Annotated in this window: 18 protein-coding genes and 1 pseudogene; 11 read left to right on the top strand and 8 right to left on the bottom strand. The window is 46.2% G+C overall.

The features are described 5' to 3' along the window. A pseudogene (locus QZ918_RS20210) lies at positions 1–126 on the bottom strand (photosystem II D2 protein (photosystem q(a) protein)); the annotation flags it as partial. A 411-nt stretch (positions 127–537) separates the two neighbouring features. Between QZ918_RS20210 and QZ918_RS20205 the strand changes: the two are divergent. Together QZ918_RS20205 and QZ918_RS20200 are read left to right on the top strand one after the other, a co-directional pair. Further along, positions 538–810 carry a UPF0367 protein family gene (locus QZ918_RS20205; RefSeq protein ID WP_293157255.1) on the top strand — a complete coding sequence of 91 codons (273 nt, stop codon included), beginning with the start codon at positions 538–540 and terminating at the stop codon, positions 808–810. Continuing rightward, on the top strand, positions 807–1505 hold the full coding sequence (locus QZ918_RS20200) for an energy-coupling factor ABC transporter ATP-binding protein (protein ID WP_293157252.1): 699 nt from the start codon (positions 807–809) through the stop codon (positions 1503–1505). The genes QZ918_RS20205 and QZ918_RS20200 overlap by 4 nt, the downstream gene beginning before the upstream one ends. Positions 1506–1594: 89 nt before the next feature. Here the strand turns inward: QZ918_RS20200 and QZ918_RS20195 are convergent, their stop codons facing one another. Both QZ918_RS20195 and QZ918_RS20190 read right to left on the bottom strand, forming a co-directional pair. Then, the gene (locus QZ918_RS20195; protein ID WP_293337929.1) at positions 1595–2380 is read right to left on the bottom strand and encodes a DUF4058 family protein; all 786 of its coding nucleotides are present in this window, start codon (positions 2378–2380) and stop codon (positions 1595–1597) included. A 290-nt stretch (positions 2381–2670) separates the two neighbouring features. Then, positions 2671–2913 carry a hypothetical protein gene (locus tag QZ918_RS20190; RefSeq protein WP_293337928.1) on the bottom strand — a complete coding sequence of 81 codons (243 nt, stop codon included), beginning with the start codon at positions 2911–2913 and terminating at the stop codon, positions 2671–2673. Between the two features lie 129 nt (positions 2914–3042). Between QZ918_RS20190 and QZ918_RS20185 the strand changes: the two genes are divergently transcribed. The 5 genes from QZ918_RS20185 to QZ918_RS20160 all read left to right on the top strand — a co-directional run bounded on the left by QZ918_RS20185 (position 3043) and on the right by QZ918_RS20160 (position 8878). After that, entirely contained in the window at positions 3043–3255 is a 213-nt protein-coding gene (locus QZ918_RS20185) for a helix-turn-helix domain-containing protein (RefSeq protein ID WP_293152415.1), read from the top strand. A 254-nt stretch (positions 3256–3509) separates the two neighbouring features. Further along, positions 3510–3722 (top strand): helix-turn-helix domain-containing protein, encoded by a 213-nt coding sequence (locus QZ918_RS20175; protein WP_293152410.1) that lies wholly within the window; start codon positions 3510–3512, stop codon positions 3720–3722. A gap of 553 nt (positions 3723–4275) precedes the next feature. Next, positions 4276–5883 carry a glycosyltransferase family 39 protein gene (locus QZ918_RS20170; protein WP_293337927.1) on the top strand — a complete coding sequence of 536 codons (1608 nt, stop codon included), beginning with the start codon at positions 4276–4278 and terminating at the stop codon, positions 5881–5883. 401 nt (positions 5884–6284) lie between these two features. Further along, positions 6285–6776, top strand: coding sequence for a hypothetical protein (locus QZ918_RS20165; RefSeq protein WP_293337926.1), 492 nt, complete (start codon positions 6285–6287; stop codon positions 6774–6776). 104 nt (positions 6777–6880) lie between these two features. After that, on the top strand, positions 6881–8878 hold the full coding sequence (locus QZ918_RS20160) for a tetratricopeptide repeat protein (protein WP_293337925.1): 1998 nt from the start codon (positions 6881–6883) through the stop codon (positions 8876–8878). A 71-nt stretch (positions 8879–8949) separates the two neighbouring features. Here QZ918_RS20160 and QZ918_RS20155 read toward each other — a convergent pair whose 3' ends face one another. The 4 genes from QZ918_RS20155 to QZ918_RS20140 all read right to left on the bottom strand — a co-directional run bounded on the left by QZ918_RS20155 (position 8950) and on the right by QZ918_RS20140 (position 11407). Then, entirely contained in the window at positions 8950–9087 is a 138-nt protein-coding gene (locus QZ918_RS20155) for a hypothetical protein (protein WP_293337924.1), read from the bottom strand. Beyond that, a complete protein-coding gene (locus tag QZ918_RS20150) occupies positions 9084–9308 on the bottom strand; it encodes an AbrB/MazE/SpoVT family DNA-binding domain-containing protein (protein WP_293337923.1) in 225 nt (74 codons plus the stop codon). The genes QZ918_RS20155 and QZ918_RS20150 overlap by 4 nt, the downstream gene beginning before the upstream one ends. 95 nt (positions 9309–9403) lie before the next feature. Then, the gene (locus tag QZ918_RS20145; RefSeq protein WP_293337922.1) at positions 9404–9640 is read right to left on the bottom strand and encodes a hypothetical protein; all 237 of its coding nucleotides are present in this window, start codon (positions 9638–9640) and stop codon (positions 9404–9406) included. 258 nt (positions 9641–9898) lie between these two features. Beyond that, positions 9899–11407 carry a UbiD family decarboxylase gene (locus QZ918_RS20140; protein ID WP_293337921.1) on the bottom strand — a complete coding sequence of 503 codons (1509 nt, stop codon included), beginning with the start codon at positions 11405–11407 and terminating at the stop codon, positions 9899–9901. A 545-nt stretch (positions 11408–11952) separates the two neighbouring features. On the opposite strand from QZ918_RS20140, the gene pstS reads away from it, so the two are divergent. The 4 genes from pstS (at position 11953) to pstB (ending at position 16252) form a co-directional block, all read left to right on the top strand. Next, a complete protein-coding gene (pstS, locus tag QZ918_RS20135; RefSeq protein ID WP_293152386.1) occupies positions 11953–12981 on the top strand; it encodes a phosphate ABC transporter substrate-binding protein PstS in 1029 nt (342 codons plus the stop codon). Between the two features lie 139 nt (positions 12982–13120). After that, on the top strand, positions 13121–14122 hold the full coding sequence (pstC, locus tag QZ918_RS20130; RefSeq protein WP_293337920.1) for a phosphate ABC transporter permease subunit PstC: 1002 nt from the start codon (positions 13121–13123) through the stop codon (positions 14120–14122). A gap of 2 nt (positions 14123–14124) precedes the next feature. Then, entirely contained in the window at positions 14125–15105 is a 981-nt protein-coding gene (pstA, locus tag QZ918_RS20125) for a phosphate ABC transporter permease PstA (RefSeq protein ID WP_293337919.1), read from the top strand. Positions 15106–15400: 295 nt separating this feature from the next. Further along, positions 15401–16252 (top strand): phosphate ABC transporter ATP-binding protein PstB, encoded by an 852-nt coding sequence (pstB, locus tag QZ918_RS20120; RefSeq protein WP_293152378.1) that lies wholly within the window; start codon positions 15401–15403, stop codon positions 16250–16252. A 320-nt stretch (positions 16253–16572) separates the two neighbouring features. Here pstB and QZ918_RS20115 read toward each other — a convergent pair whose 3' ends face one another. Next, positions 16573–17319, bottom strand: a complete 747-nt coding sequence (locus QZ918_RS20115) for a glycosyltransferase family 25 protein (protein ID WP_293337918.1) — start codon at positions 17317–17319, stop codon at positions 16573–16575. Between the last annotated feature and the right edge of the window lie 253 nt (positions 17320–17572).

Genomic DNA, 17572 nt, shown 5'->3' with positions numbered 1-17572 from the left:
GTAAGCGCAGGGGAATAGCAGGATGCCAGACCAGCCTACGAAGACGAAGCGATCGCGCTTGAGCCAGTCGTCGAGTACATCAAAGATGCCTCTTTCGTTCTCGGCGCGTCCGACTGCGATTGTCATTACGCTAATCTCCAAATAGATATAATTACGACGGATTTGTCTCTAGTCATTATTGCCCAAATGTTGATCTGCTTAACAGAAAATGGGTTGAATTATGAACAGAGTTTACTTTTCTTTACCGTATTTAAGATTATAGGGGTAATTCTTTACAATGGCAAGCATTTCTTCAAGAAGTTCGGGAGATTGACTGGTTCCGGAAGTCCTCTAAGTTCTCGAATAAACCCGAAATCCTTGCCGGCAGGGGGGCGGCGCCCTTACAGAAAGCGATGTTTTTTACCACAATACTTTGTTACAGCCCGTCGGAAAAGTAAAAAACCGGGTTTTTTGAGTCTTGATGCGTAAGTCCTGTCCTAAGTCCTGTCCTATATATATACTGATGGTAGAGTTCCAAACTTAGGTTTTTAAGACTATATGTTCAGCATTGACATGATTGTGAAGAACACGCCCGTCTCCTTGTCGGTGCAGCGGAAATCGGTGGAGGACGCTGAGGCTGTTTACCAGCAGGTTTTAGAGGCAATGCGTAACTCCCAACCGCAAATTTTGGAACTTACTTGTGAGAAAAATACTGAGAAAAAGGTAGCTGTTCTCAGCAGCGAGATTTCTGGGGTGGTGATTTCTCAGAAATCGGGAAGTGCTTCTACAGGTAGGGCACCGGGTTTCGTTTCGATGACTTTGGCAGAATGAGGGCTGGGGGTGTGGGCGCCGATATGGGCCAGTCAGCGGTTGCGGTGCGGGATTTGGGTTTTTGCTGGCCGTCGGGCGATCGAGTTTTGCAAGGTTGCTCTCTGGATGTACCCAAGGGTGAGTTTTGGATGCTTTTGGGTACTAACGGTAGCGGCAAATCTACGCTGCTGAGGCTGATGGCTGGGCTGCTGCACCCCCAATCGGGTGAAATCGATCTGGGCGGGCGCGTGGGTTTTGTATTCCAAAACCCAGATCACCAGTTGGTAATGCCGACGGTGGGTGCGGATGTGGCTTTTGGTTTGGTTGAGGAAAGGCTTTCTAATCTTCAGGTGCGCCAGAGAGTGGCTGAGGCTTTGGAGGCGGTGAATTTGCTGGATTTACAACGGCGGCCGATTTATGCTTTGAGTGGGGGCCAGAAGCAGCGGATTGCTTTGGCTGGGGCGATCGCCCGTCATTGCGAAATTTTGCTGTTGGATGAACCTACGGCTTTGTTAGATCCTGATTCTCAGTTGGATTTGGTGGCGGCGGTGCAGCGGTTGGTGAAAAATCGTGGGATTACGGCTTTGTGGGTGACTCACCGTTTGGATGAGTTGAATTATTGTGATGGGGCTTTTTTGTTGGAAAAGGGCCAGGTTGTCGATCGGGGAGATCCGGCGCGTTTGAAGCAGCGGTTGATGCAAAGCCAAGATGTTTAGCTATTCGATCGAGTTTGTAGTAAGGACTTTAGTCCTATCTTAATTCATACCTAAAAAGAGGACTGAAGTCCGAACGATCGAACAGGTGTTTACCGCAATCCTCGATCGCGCAACCAAGCATCTGCCCAAATTGTATCCGCCTCTGACAGCGCTGGTATGACTTCCCAGTTACGATAATCAATCTTGAGGTCGTAACTTGCGATGTCGTAAATTTGAGTGAATAATTCCTGCAAATTGATTATAGGTTCGATATCACCCGATCGCAGTGGCAAAGGAAAAGCTGGCATCGGGTTGTGGACGTTAAAAGCGTACAAATCTGCTCTGGGGCGGCGATTTCCCCGACACACCAAAACGCTATAGTGACTTTCAAAATTATTGCCAATAACTGGCATTTTTCGACCGCGCCGCAATAAATCTATTTCAATCAAATGAGTGCGGCTGCCCAAAATTTCTTCTCGCTTTTCCTCATACATTTGTCGTCCTTTGCCTGTGCGCTTATTGCTAGGAGAGAGGATTTCAATCACTGTAATTAATTCTTCGTTTCCCCTTTCTCTAATTTCTAAATAGCCTTCCCGAACCTCGTAGGGCATGGGAATATTTACTGTTAAGGGTTGTGTTGGTGGCTCTGCAACGGCTACGTTTGACGTTATTAATTCAGTGGCAGTTTGTGGTTGAATTACGTTTACGTCAGGAATACCAATTGATAAATTATCGTCAGCGGTTTCATAGATTCTCACTTCCAAGGAAACTAAATACTTAGGACGTAGTTGGGGAGACAAAAATCTAAAAATTTCACTAATTAATAAGTGGTGTAGGGCAGGCCAGAGTTCTGGATGCTCTAAATACGGATCCATACCGGGAAAGGGAGATGGCATTGATTTGACTCCTTGACTTAAGTCTATTTATAGTTTAGCAAGCTTTTTTGGGGCGCGAATGCTGTAAAAGATTAATCGATCGCACATTTTGCACTTATTCCAACAGTCCGTCGATGGTTTAAACCCCCGTCTCATAGCTAAAGTCGTCTAAAGACGACTGAAAAAGGCGATCAATTAATCTTTGTTTCAATCCTTTCTTCAGTCCACAAAGCGTGGACTTTCGCTATGAGGCAGGGGTTTAAACCCCTGCCATAATCTCGCAACAAATGCAAAATATCAGTTCGATCGCCCTAACGTTGGATCGACGACAATTGCATCGGAATTGGCACGCTGGTTTCATTTGCCGACAGCGCATTCACGAACACAATTGTATGTGGGACGGCGGGCATTAAGCGGCGCAGTGCGTTTAGGTAAGATTCCGCATCGGGGCGGCGGGCGAAACGGGCGACTGTTAACCGCTGACACTTGGGGAGGTGGCGAATTATGCACCAAGGTTGAAGTCGATCGCGATATGTCGATTGTTTTGGTATCATAGATGTGTTCTGCCCACTTTGGTGGGTGGTGAATGAAAGGCGATCGCTCTAGATTTCTCAGGTCACGGGGCGATCGCTATTAACTGTATCTCTATTGAATTACGACAACTCGTAATTGTCAAGGGCCGAATGGGACGAATTAGACTGCGAGTTCGAGAACTTGCTCAAGAAAGGGGTTGGACTCTCAGGGAAGTCTCCAACAGAACGGGTATTCCTTACACTACAATCGCCACCTATGCGAGTTCTCCAGGCATGGCAACTGTAGACTACACAGCATTGGACAGATTGATCCGTGCGTTTGAGATTCCGATCGAGGATTTAGTTGAGATTTTGGAATATTAAACTGATTTGTCAGCGGAAAAAATGGGGTTAATTCGGTTGCGAGTTCGAGAATTCGCCCAGGAGAAGGGTTGGACGCTGAAAGAAGTTTCTGACAGAACGGGAATTCCCTAAAGCACGGTTAAAAAATACGCCCAAGCTCCCAAAATGGCAACGGTGAACTACACAGCTTTGCAGAAACTTGCTGAAGTCTTCGATGTGATGGTGGAAGACTTGGTTGAGGTTTTGGAACGGTAAACTGATTTGTCAAGTGCAAGATGGGTCTAATTCGATTGCGGGTTCGAGAACTAGCCCAAGAGAAGGGTTGGACGTTGAAAGAAGTTTCTGAGCGATCGGGCATTCCTTACAGTACGGTTAGAAGTTATGCCCATTCTCCCAAGTTGGCAACTGTAGATTATACGGCTCTGAACAAATTGGCTCGTGCGTTTGATATTGCGATCGAGGATTTGGTTGAGATATTAGAACAGTAAACTGATTTTTAGCTGGCAACGTGGAATTAATTCCGTTGCAAGTTATATAATTTGCTGAAGATATAGCATTTATCAAAGAGATGAGGTATGACTGTAAATGGAGTTTTTGATGCGACCTGGCTTACTATCTTATAAATATAAGAGAGCCCAAGCCCAACAACGTACCTCACTTATCTGAGAAAGACTATAACTGTTCAATCTCCGATCCTTCAACTATATTGATATTGTTTTATTCAGAATAAACACATTTTCCCTCTTTTTAACCAAAACTTTTTCGGTTAACTCTTTAATTTTTAATTTTTCTCTATCTCATTCAGCTTTTGGGCGACTAGCTTCCTGACTTATGTAAATATTTTTTGCAATTGGCATAGCATCTCCAGTCAATAGAGGTTGCATGATTTTTTATTGCAGACTAGGATAATGCAATAATGCGCGAATAGCTTCCAGTAGCACTTACGCACCATAGCCAGGTGTAAGTCAACGACAGCGGATTGCCCCTTATTTCACCCTATATCTAGGGGGTGTGCCTAAGTCCTGTTCGAGGAGAGACTTAATGAATCGTAATAATTGGCGACTACCTGTAACTGGGCTGCGGTTTTTACTTTTTGTGCTGTTGGTGATGGGCATATTTTTTAGATCTGTCAATATCGATCGCAAATTCTACTGGTTTGATGAAACTTACACTTCCTTGCGAGTGTCTGGCTACTCAGCGAAATCTGTTCAGGAGCAAGTATTCAATGGGCCACCAGTCACTAGCCAAGATTTACTGAAATATCAGAGCATTAATAATAAAAATAACGAAATCGATACTATTAAGGGTTTAGCAGCAGAAGAAGGTCAATTGCCACCACTCTATTTTCTGATTGCGCGATTTTGGGCTAAATTGTTTGGAACTAGCGTTACAGCTATGAGAAGCTTGCCTGCTGCGATCAGTTTACTACTATTTCCTTGCGCTTATTGGCTATGCCTGGAATTGTTTGAGTCTCCGATGGTGGGATGGGTAGCAATGGCATTGATATCGGTTTCGCCCATCCACGTGCTGTACGCTCAGGAAGCACGACCCTATTCTTTGTTGACTGTATTAACTTTGCTATCTAGTGCAGTTTTGCTGCGGGCTATGCGACTTAAAACTAACCTGCAATGGGGAATTTATACAGCAATTACAGTAGTAAGTGTTTACACTCATCTTTATGGTTTCCTGGTTTTGATAGCACATGGAATCTATCTACTTATAATTGAAAAAGTGCGCTTGAGTAAAACCATTTTTTCTTATGCTATCGCCTTTGCAGTCACGCTAATCGCAGGTTTAATCTGGTATTTAACCATCATTTATTGCCGACCTCTGCACGCTAATTCAAGCCTACTGCAACCAGAACCTAAAATACCGTTGACATCTTTAATAGCAAGGTGGGTTGGGAATAGTAGCAGGATTTTTTTTGATATAAATATTGATGCGATGAGCTCATTCAAAAAGATGCTGCCTGTGATTCCTGTGATTGTATTTTTATTACTTTTAGTAGCATATTCGATTTATTTTCTCTGCCGCCACAGTTCCCAACCGATTTACGCTTTCATCTTGACTTTGATTATTTTTACATCCGTACCTCTGATGATGGGAGATTTAATTTTAGGTGGGCGGCGGCTCTCAGGCTACGCTCGATATCTAATGCCTACTTATCTGGGTTTGCAGTTGGCTGTGGCTTATTTGCTGACCGCGAAAATTACTTCTTCTACTGTTAATACCTGGCGGCATAAGTTTTGGCAGTTGGCTGCAATAGGAGTGTTTTCGGCTGGAGTCCTCTCTTGCACCCTGAGTTCTCAAGCAGAAATTTGGTGGAATAAAGGTCTGGATCAAGGCAAATTCACTATTCCTATAGCACGCATCGTAAATCAAGCTAATTCTCCATTGTTGATTACTGATACTGTGCTCGGTGAACTCCTTCCTTTGAGCCGTCGGCTCGATCCGAAAGTGAAAATTCTGTGGGGAGATCAATTTAAGCTTGCTCAGCGTCCTAAAAATTACAGCAATTTGTTTGCTTTTCTTCCGAGTGAGAAACTCCAAGACAGGCTTAAAAAAGAATACAAATACAAGTTAAAGCCTGTTTTTCTTAATTCAGATGTGACTTACGATACGCGGCTTTGGGAACTTATTGATAAGTGAATGGCTGTGTGCATCTAAGTTCAGTAATCTCAAATACTGACTTTTTACCTGGGAATTCTCTGGGTATGGTAATTGTAGATTATACAGCTTTGCACAAGATGGCTCGTGCGTTTGAATTTGCGACAATTTGGTTGAGATTGTGGAACAATAGACTGATTTGTCAGAAAGACACGGCGGTTGAAACCGCGTCTACACAAACAAAACCCGCCTTCGCGGGTTAAGATTCGACCCTGGCCCAGAAACCGGGTTTTTTCGATAAGACTTCGTGACAGCGCCAAGACTCGGTAAAAACCCGGTTTCTTTGTCGGAGTGCGTAAATCTCGATCGCATTAATGCGGATATTTGAATTTTCCGGTTGTAGACTAGAGTCAGGAGTTGTTCAGTCTGCCGGAGTTAGATCGATGCCAATTAATCGTCTGTCTGATATACAAGAAAGTTTGGAATTGCTGCAAGAGCAATTAGGCGGCAAGCAGAAGGCTCTAAATTTAGCACCGCAAGAAGAAAAGATCCGAATTAAACAGCAAATTCGAGAGCTACGCAAGGAAATTCAGGAACAGGAAGAGGAGTATTGGCAGGTTCTGGCTAGGCAAACGAAAACAGTGGAAATTCCCGAACCGGAAGCTGAGATTATTGTTGCCGAGATTGTCGAAGAAGTTGGGCAAATTGAAGTGCAGCGACAGTATTCCGATGAAGTGCTTCAGATTTTGCAGCAGATTCGGGACAAGCTGAACGAACCGGGACCGACAGCAGCCGCGAAACTTAAAGGCGTAATCTCAAGCATTCCGCCGTTTGTAGGAATTTCCTACGAGGCAGAATTGGATACAGAGAATTTTTTACAGCAGCATTTTCCAACGTTTCGGGAATGGGCTAAAGTATTAGCAAAAAAGTCCTAGACCTGGAGCGAAAAACACCGAATCCAGGTTTCACAAGTTTTTACCAACTATACGATATTCCCTCCGAACTCGGTTCAAAAAACTTTGTCGGGCGGGATGAAGAGATGCAGCAATTGCACGGATTGTTGCAGGATGGGAGCCGCGTTGCCATTGCCGCTGCGTCGGGAATGGGCGGCATCGGCAAGACAGAATTGGCATGGCAATATGCAACATTTCACCGCGAATCTAACACTTATCCAGCGGGGATTTGGTGGCTGTTTGTGCGGGAAATCGATTTAGCGCCGCAGGTGTTGCAAAAAGCACTGCGAATGGGAATTCAGCCACCGGATACTCTCGACAATCTGGAGGAACGGTTGCAGTTTTGCTACGAAGAGTGGGCAAAAAAAACCTCTGGGAATGCTCTGCTGGTATTGGATGATGTCATTGATTACCGCGCGGTGCAGCCGTTGCTGCCTCGAAATCCCCGCTTTAAGGTGTTGCTGACAGCGCGACAATTTGTGCCGCCGCCTGTGGGGTGTTTGCCGTTAAAGGTGTTGAAACCAGAAGCGGCGCTAAACTTGCTGTGGCTGACGGCTGGGGATTTGCCGGGAAACGGACTCGGACGGATTGATGCCCAGCTTGAAGATGCTGAAGCGCTTTGTCAGTGGTTGGATTATTTGCCTTTGGGCATCGAACTGGTGGGGCGCTATCTGCGGCGCAAGCGGGCGCTGTCCTTAGCAGAAATGCTGCAACGGTTGCAGGGTCAGCGATTGGAGGCGCGGGCATTGCAGGAGGCGGAAGCTGGGATGACAGCTAGGCGCGGAGTGGCGGCAGCCTTTGAGTTGAGTTGGGCGGAGTTGAAACCTCCCGCACGGACGCTGGGGTGTCTGCTGAGCGTGTTTGCTCTGGCTCCGATTCCTTGGGAGTTGGTAGCCGACTGTTTGCCGGATTGGGATGACGAGGAATTGGAGGATTGTCGAGATTACGAACTGCTGGAACAGAGTTTGCTGTCGCTGGTGGAGGATGAAACTTCAGATCCGGCTCAATCTGGGCTGGTGCAGCCACGCTATCAACTTCATGCTTTGATTCGGGAGTTTTTTGCGGCGAAATTGCAGGGACGCGGCGATGCTGAGATTTTGCGGAGAAGTTTTGCGGTAGTGCTGACAGCGGTGGCAAAGACGATTTCGTATCCGGTGAGGCTGGAGGTGCAGGAACGGGTGAAGGAGGTGTTGCCACATTTGGAAGTGTTGGCGGAGCAATGGTCGCATTTACTGAAAGATAGTGATGCTGTGTGGTCTTTCACGAGCTTAGGGTGGGTTGCTCAGGGACAGAGTTTTTGGGTAGAGGCAGAGAAGTGGTTCAAAGCTTGCCTCCAGATGACAGAGCAACGTTGCGGAGCCGACCATCCCGGTACGGCAACGAGTTTGAACAACCTGGCAGACCTATACCGTGTAATGGGACGCTGCCCGGAGGCTGAACCCTTGTTAGTGCGATCGCTCTCGATCTGGGAGCAACAACTCGGAGCTGACCATCCCCAGACGGCTATGAGTTTGAACAATCTGGCAGCGCTGTATTATGCAATGGGTCGCTACGCGGAGGCAGAACCCTTATTTGTGCGATCGCTCGCCATCAGGGAGCAGCAGCGAGGAGCAGACCATCCCGATACGGCAACGAGTTTGAACAACCTGGCAGAGCTATACCGTGCAATGAGACGCTACTCAGAGGCGGAATCCTTATTGGTGCGATCGCTCGCCATCATAGAGCAGCAGCTCGGAGCCGAGCATCCCCACACGGCTATGAGTTTGAACAATCTAGCAAGTCTGTATTATGCAATGGGTCGCTACGCGGAGGCGGAACCCTTGTTAGTGCGATCGCTCGCCATCTGGGAGCAGCAGCTAGGAACCGACCATCCCCATGCTGCTCAGAGTTTACACAATCTGGCAGAGCTATACCGTGCAATGAGACGCTACTCGGAGGCGGAACCTTTGTTAGTGCGAGCGATCTCGATCTACCAGCAGCTCGGAGCTGACCATCCCGATACGGCAAGTAGTTTGAACAGTCTGGCAGGGCTGTACAAGTCAATGGGACGCTACCCGGAGTCAGAAACCGGGTTTTTTCGATAAGACTTCGTGACAGCGAGAAGACTCGGTAAAAACCCGGTTTCTCTGCCGCAGCGCATAAGTCTCGATCGCACTTAATTCCGCAAATTCTCAAAATCCCCAAAATCCTCAATCCCGGCACGAATTGCCAAAAGTGCGATCGACCCTGCCAGTCTTGATGAAAACCCGCTAATTGTTGCTATTTCTTCTACCATCCAAAATGGTTCGCTCATTTAGCAAGTTCCCGCAGCGCATTTTTATACTTTTCGCTGATTTTCCTATAAGCTTTCATTGCTTTATCAAATTCAGGATTGCAGGTAGTGAGTTGAATTCCATCAGGAGTTTCTGTCAGGAAAAGACTATCTCCTTCACCGACATTGAGTTGTTGCAAGACTTCTTCTGGCAGAGTTATTACGAAAGACTCTCCAACTTTTTGAATTTTGACGGCGTACATAGCATCACGTAAAAAGATCGCTTCCCTAATATTAACCTAATCTGGTAATCTTCAATCCGTTTCTCGATTACTAACCCGCAATGTGAAATAGTAGGTTACGGAACCTCATCTAACTCAGGAATATGTTCAGCTTCATAATTTTGGATTAAGACACTAATAACGTCTATCATCGAAGTAAAGGGATGGTTTTCATCCTCGCCCACTCGCTCGATCAGACGATCTAGTAGTTCGACTAACTGCTCGTATTCTTCTTCCGTGCAAGAGACAAAAACCGTTTTAGCAAGAGATGACCAAGCAGCAATTGTGCGCTCAAGTTCCAAATTTTGGGTCATTCTTTCCTCCTCTCTTCTTCTTTGGTATTGACAACAAGGAAATGCCTATTAGTGTCAATTTAAGCCTAAAAGCCTTGACAAATCTCGTTTTTACACTAAGTCTAGATCCCCCTAAATCCCCCTTAAGAAGGGGGACTTTGAGAATTTTTCTTGTTCCCCCCTTATTAAGGGGGGCTAGGGGGGATCTAGACTTTGATACAAACAAGAGATACTCAAGGTTCAACCTTAAATTGACACTAATGGGCATTGCCTAAGTCCCTACTTCATCTCATAGCCAAACAAATTCGGATCGACTTCTCCCAAATTCAAATCGGCCAATCCGTACTCCGCCCAACGCCGCTGAACCATCGCCGCTACATCCGGATCCGATTCCAAAGGTTCTCCCCATTCGTGCTCGGTTTCCGGCGGCATTTTCGTAGTCGCATCAATCCCCATTCTGCCTCCCAAACCAAGCTTTTCACTGGCAAAATCTAACGTGTCAAACGGCGTATTCGGCAAGATAAATACATCTCTAACCGGATCGACTTTAGAACTAATTGCCCAGACTACTTGACGCGGGTCGCGAATGTTGATACTTTTATCGACAACAATCACAAACTTGGTGTAAGTAAATTGTGGCAATGCACTCCAAAATGCTAAAGCAGCCCTTCTGGCTTGACCCGGATATGCTTTATCAATGGAGATAATTGCGGCTTTATAACTCAGCGCTTCCATCGGTAGGAAGAAATCGACTATTTCCGATACTTGCTGCCGCAATATAGGAGTATAAATGCGATTTAGGGCGATCGCCATCATAGCCTCTTCTTTCGGCGGCCGCCCGCTAAATGTGGTTAAATAAATCGGATCTTTGCGGTGCGTCATGCAGTTGAAGCGAACCAGCGGCGAATCTTCGACACCGCCGTAATAACCCATGTGATCGCCAAAAGGCCCGTCGGGTAATACTTCACCGGGGGTAATCGTTCCTTCTAACACGATTTCCGAGTCCGCCGGTACTTCTAAATCTATGGTTTTGCACTTCGCTAAACTTACCCCGGAACCGCCGTAAAGTCCGGCAAACAACCATTCCGACAAATCTACGGGAATCGGTGTGGCGGCGGCGAGAATGATTAGCGGGTCAACTCCCAGGGCGATCGCAACTTCCAACTTTTTACCAGCTTGTGCAGCTTTCCGCAAGTGCCGCGCGCCTCCCCGCACAGATAGCCAGTGTACAGTCATCGTGTTTTTTGACTGCAACTGCAATCGGTAAACGCCCACATTCGGCGTACCGGTTTCGCAATCCTTGGTAATTACCAAACCGAGGGTGATAATTTTGCCCGCATCTCCCGGATAGGGGCGAATCATCGGGATTTTGTTCAAATCGACGCCTTCTCCCTCAAATACCACTTGCTGGCAAGCTGGGAAGAAGTCGCGGCCCGGTTTGGCTTTCACTACGTCGAACAAAACTTTCCCGAATTCTATAGCTTGGGAAATCTTTTTCGGCGGTTTGGGCTGTTGTAGCATACCTAATTTTTTGCCGAGTTCTTCAAGTTCGATCGGCTTTTCCATGTTCATCGCCCAGCAAACCCGTTCTTCCGTGCCCAACAGGTTAATGGCGACGGGGAATTCTGCCCCTTTGACGTTCTCAAACAGCAATCCGGGGCCGCCTTTGACTAGCATTTGATTGGAAATTTCGGCAATTTCTAAGTCGGAATCGACTAAAGCGCTGATCCGGCGCAGTTGTCCTCTGTCTTCTAGCAGTTTGAGGAAGCCTCGCAAGTCTCTAGCCATTTTTTTAAGATTTGTTAACGTTATCTATTTATTATGATGGCCGTCGGGCTGTTTGGGATAGAGTCGCAAATACGCCGAAAGTACGGGCGGTGTAGTTGTCCCGTCAGGAATTCTCCAAAGGTATGTAGTTGCGCTTAAGCGCTCTCTTCTATATCAAAGATCACTTTCATCGCAACAAGGTACCTAAAAATTAACCCGTATCAGAATGCCAGTTGCGTCCGGGATGGTCGAAATTTCAAATTTTGTGACATTGAAGTGCGATCGACACCTAAGGTTAAGAAAACAATAAGGATGATCGAAGAGCGATCCTCTTCCATGGCTTCGCTAGCGCTACTTCCTAACTTTTTTAAACTAATGTTAACCAAAGATTAAGAAAAGATTGTTATTGCTATTAAGCCATTGTTTAATGACAAAAAGCTTAACCCAACTTTAACCATAATTTAAAAAAAGCTTATTATTTTAGCTGTTTTTACTTGGGGATTTCAGTCTATCCTATGGAGGAGATTTGCAAAGTCTGCTATCGAATTATTTAAGGACGAGGAGTTATGGTTTTCTTCACTAAAGGCTGGCGACGTGGCTTTATCGTTACCCTAGCAGTAGCAACATTTTCGCTAAGTTTGATTACTTCCGCTGTAGCTGCGGTAACATTAAACGGTTCGGGAGCCACTTTTCCTAAACCTTTGTACGATCGCTACTTCTCTCAAATGAGAAGTGCAAATCAAATTACTGTAAACTACGAAGGCACAGGTTCCGGCGCTGGTATCAAAGCATTAATTGCAGGTACTGTGGATTTCGCAGGCAGCGACGCGCTGATGACTTCTGCACAAATCTCTCAGGTAAGCCGTGGCGTCATCGCAGTTCCGACTGCCGGCGGCGCGGTTGCAGTTGTCTACAACTTGCCCGGAGTTAGCAATGTCAAGCTGAGTGCCGATGCCATGAAAGGCATCTTTGAAGGCAAAATTACCCGCTGGAATGATGCGAAAATCGCAGGGATTGCCGGACAAGCTAAAAATTTGCCAAATACTGCAATTCGAGTAGTTGTACGGGCAGACAGCAGCGGTACAACCTTTATTTTTGCTAATCACTTGCAGGCTATTGGCAGCAGCATCAAAGGTGCAGCTCAACCGAGTTGGCCTGGTAGCCCCCTCAGCGGCCAAGGAAACCCCGGTGTAGCTGGTTTGGTGAAACAAACACCCGGTGCAATTGGCTACGTTCAAGATACTTTTGCTCGACAAAACAATCTGCAAACAGCATTTATTCAAAATAAAGCTGGCAGATTTGTAGATGCTAACTTGGCAGAAGCCGAAAAAGCTTTTGCAGGGGAAACATTCCCAGCAGACTTCCGATTGGTTGAAGGAAATCCTAATGATGGATATCCGATTGTTGGCTTGACTTGGTTGTTAATCTACAAACAGTATCCTGCTGCGAAAGCAGATGCTATTAAAAAGATGGTTAATTGGGTGCTGACTACAGGTCAAGGTCTCAACAAAGGATTAGAGTTTACATCTATTCCGCAAGCTACAGCTCAAAAGGTGATTCAAACAGTGAATCAGAGTGTAGTTGCTAAAGGTTAATTAAAATATTTTCAGGGAGTTATGAGTTTTGAGTTAATTGTATGGCTCAAAACTCATACGTTGCATTTATTTAATGTGCAGGCACTATGCTATCTCTTTCATCAATCAAAAATTTCTCTGTTTACGGCATAACTTGGGTATGACCAATTCTTCAAAGAAACTGAAAAAATCGACTGGGAAGTCTGCTGGAATCACCACCCACGTAGACTTGACTGATACGAAGGGTGAAGGTTTGTGGCTGGAGTCGGGATTTACAGGATTTGTATGGGCTTTTGCTATAGCCACGGCGGGTACGCTCTTCTGGATGAGCGAGATAATTTTTAAGGATGCTTGGCCGGCTATTAGCAAATTTGGACTAGATTTTTTGTGGACTCCCAAATGGGATATCGGTGAGTTGCAGTTTGGGGCTCTGCCGTTTATTTACGGTACAGTAGTTAGTTCTGCGATCGCCATTATCATAGCAATTCCTCTAGGACTGTCAGTCGCGATCGTGACCAGCGAGAACTTTTTGCCTGCTTGGGTGCGATCGCCCTTAGGATTCATGGTTGAATTAATCTCAGCCATTCCCAGCGTCATCGTTGGCCTGTGGGGCATCTTCGTATTAATTCCCTTTCTGCTGCCTTTACAGCAGTCGCTGTTCAACAATTTTAGTTGGTTTCCCCTATTCAGCAGCGAACCTTTTGGGCCGGGAATGCTGCCCGCCGGCATACTTTTATCGATTATGATTTTGCCGACAGTCGCCGCCATCAGCCGTGATGTTTTGCTGTCGGTTCCCGTAGATTTGCGAAGTGCTTCAATGTCACTGGGTGCTACCCGCTGGGAAACCATATTTAAGCTGTTATTACCAGCAGCAAGTTCCGGAATTATCGGAGCGACCATCTTGGCATTGGGACGCGCCTTGGGCGAAACAATGGCAGTCACAATGGTAATCGGCAACTCGATTCAAATCAACCCATCTATATTAGCTCCTGCCTACTCGATTCCCGCTGTTTTAGCAAGTCAATTTCGGGAAGCTCAAGAAGAACTGCACGTCGGATCTTTAATGTATTTAGCCCTAATTCTATTTGTGATTACCTTATTGGTGAACGCAGTCGCAGTATTGCTAGTGCAGCTAATCGGCGTTAAGGGAGCTAAGAATTAACAATGACTCAAGCACAAAAATCCCACAGTATTCTAGATGCAGAAATTAACAATCCCCTGTCGCTGAGCCGAAATTTTTTCAGCCGGGGAATGACAGTTATTGCATTCTCTCTTACAGCTCTGGCTCTGCTGCCTTTGTTCGCTATTTTGTACAAAATTCTGGGTGAAGGACTGGCACATTTAAGCTGGGAAGTGCTAGTGTCTCTGCCCGCACCCGTCGGAGTCGAAGACCAGCCCAACGGCTTTGCCAATGCGATTCTCGGTACAGCTTTAATGGTGGGAATTGCCACATTATTGAGCGTGCCAATCGGCGTCATGACGGGAATATTTTTGTCAGAGTTTGGCAGAGACAATAAAGGTATAGCAAATACTATCCGCTTTATAACCGTCATTCTGAGTAGCGTTCCGTCAATTGTTGTCGGCGTGTTTGCTTACGCTTTAATTGTTGTGACAACTAAGTCATTCTCAGGATTTGCCGGCGGTTTCGCGCTGGGGATTATCATGCTGCCGGTTGTAGCGCTGACAACAGAACAAGCATTAAAATTAGTCCCTGCTTCTTACCGCCTCGCTTCTGCTGGTTTGGGAGGCGGACGCTTTCAAACAATGTTTCGGATTGTTATTCCCTCAGCACTCCCAACTATTACCACAGGCATTTTACTAGCATCTTCCCGCGCTGCCGGCGAAACTGCACCGCTAATTGTAACTGCCTTGTCCAGCCAATTTTGGCCTCCTTTAGTTGAGAAATTGGGCGAGATAGTTCAGTCCCCCATGGGCGCAGAAACTATCTCAAAAATCCAAGAAATTCCCCAGACACTGCTAACTCCAACTCCTTCTATGTCTGTATTAATATACAGTTACGCCAGCTCTCCTTACAAGGAGCAGAACGAATTGGCGTGGACTGCGGCTTCTGTCCTTTTGGGTATGGTTTTGCTCACCAGCTTAGCCTCCCGCGCCGTCACTCGCAAACGCTTGCAAAATCGGTAGATTGGGGAAGGAAGTTCGGCAACGAGCAATGTACGGAATGTAACGGATGTAATGGATGTAACGGATGTAACGGATGGAAGTCCGATGGAAGAAGGACAAAGGAGGAGGAAAGAGGGAAGCTCTTGGGCTTTGTTTAGGGTAAAAAGAGGACAAAAAACAGCTATTTTTTTGTCTATCCGTGACTTCGGATAATGAGTGCATAGCTAGCAAGTACCAAGTCTAACTAAATAAAGCCATCAGGCCATATTCTGCATCTACTAAAAATCTACTGTTCACACTAGAAAAACTGCAAATAATGAAATCCAAAAGTAACTTAAAAGCTGAAAAATATACCGACCAATTCCTCGAAGATACGACTCCTGAAATCGATCCCAATGCTATGCCAGCATTGCGGGTTCAGGACTTGAGCTTTTACTACGGCACTCACAAAGTTCTCGAAAATCTATCGATGAATATCCCTCACCCGCAAGTGACGGCGATTATCGGCCCTTCAGGTTGTGGCAAATCAACTTTTCTGAAAGCTCTCAACCGCATCGGCGAATTGGAGGGAAAAGTTCAAATCAAAGGCAGGGTTGAGTTTTTTGGACAGGATATTTACAGTCCTAAGGTAAATATTAATAGTTTGCGCCGCCAAATTGGCATGGTGTTTCAAAGGCCAAATCCTTTTCCGCTGAGCATTTATGATAATATTGCTTACGGCGTGCGTATTTTTGGTCGCAAAAGCAAAGCAGAGTTAGACGAAATTGTGGAATCTGCGCTGAAAAGTGCGGCGCTTTGGGATGAGGTGAAAGATAATTTGAAGAAGTCGGCTCAGGGAATTTCGGGCGGACAGCAACAGCGACTTTGTATTGCTCGCGCTTTGGCTGTTAAACCGAAAATTTTGCTGATGGATGAGCCTTGTTCTGCTCTCGACCCGATTTCTACTATGAAGATTGAGGAGTTATTTCAAACTCTGCGGGAACAGTTGACTGTGGTGATTGTAACGCACAATATGCAGCAGGCGGCTCGGGTTTCTGATTATACGGCTTTCTTTAATACTGATGAAAGTCGCATCGGTCGCATGGTGGAATTTGGGCCGACAAGCCGGATTTTTACTTCCGCCAGTAATTCTAGTACGAGGGATTACATTCAAGGTCGCTTCGGTTGATACTTAAATTGGAGCATCTCAGTTTTGCATTTAATAGTGGGAGTTCGCAATTTTTCGCTTACTTTTATCATCTAGCAAGCACTTGCGAACTCACACTAAAAGAAAAAATACTTTTTGCAAAAGTTGAGATGCAGTATACCCCTATCCTGGAAGCACTCCCGAAAAACAACAGGTTTCTTGGTACTTGTGCGGATATTCAACTAGCTGTAAATAGCTACAATTGATGTTATTGAAGCTCTCACTTCTCCTCGCTACTCCAACACAACAGTAACCAATGGCCAGCTTGGTCGAGCAATTTAATTAGATTTTCAAACCTCGATTTACTTGTTGGACAACCAAACCTTAGCGCCACGCGCGACATTTGCCACCTCGCGGACTAAGGGTACGTAGTCATACCAAGCACTCGCATTGATGTCGCTGCGAGAACTGCGTTGCCAGCCTAAATTTGGTTCTGCAATCAGCGTCATGATATCTGGGTTTTGGGCGCGGAAGGTGGAATAGGCGCCGTCTACGTGCATGGGCCCGCCATCGGGATGTCCCTTGGGACGCTGTTGCACTTGTTCTAGAAAAGCTATCAGCCGATCGAGAATTTGTCCATTTACAGCATAGAAATGGGTGGTTTGAATCGCCAGAGAGTAGGGTTTTAACAGCACTGCTGCTTCGGGCGATCGCCCATTCGGATCTACCTTGGGTAAATTACGATCCGTCAAATAATGCCCCAAGTAAACCATCCCCCAATCCTGCCCTTGCAGTTGTTCGATTAACGCCGATTGCTGAGCGATTAGGGTTGGAGAAATTGCTAAATCATCTTCCATCACCAAAACGTTGGACAAGTTTTGCTGTCTGGCGTTTTTCAAAATGCTCAAGTGACTCAGGAAGCAGCCCCACGCTCCGATACTAGGGAATTCACCCGCCGTCTCTGGACGAACCGCCGGGAAAATCTCAACACTGTTCGGTGCCAAGGAAATCCCCACATTGGCAAGTTCCTTGCTAATGTCACGGCGGCGATCCTGGCGCTCTGGCAAATTCACCACGTAAGTCCGTTCAAAAAAATCCGTCAGTTTCATAAAAACACTCGGTAAGTGGGAAACTCAGTGGCTTCAGCCCGCTCGTGGGAAACTCCAAGAGCGATTTCAATCGCCTTGAATCCCCCTTACGGGGTAGAGGGGTATGGTTGCCCCTCTGCGGAGATATGGTTGTCTCCAAGCCCTTACGGGTAATGTTAGGCAACGCCCAATGTTATGAGAGCTGGAGAGACCTGCAACACTGTTGAGCGCGACTTTCAAACTGTTTAATTGCAGATGACAGAGCAAGGAACTA

The sequence above is a fragment of the Microcoleus sp. CAWBG58 genome, from assembly GCF_020883045.1.
Taxonomy (GTDB): domain Bacteria; phylum Cyanobacteriota; class Cyanobacteriia; order Cyanobacteriales; family Microcoleaceae; genus Microcoleus.
This window is presented reverse-complemented; position numbering and strand designations above follow the sequence as displayed.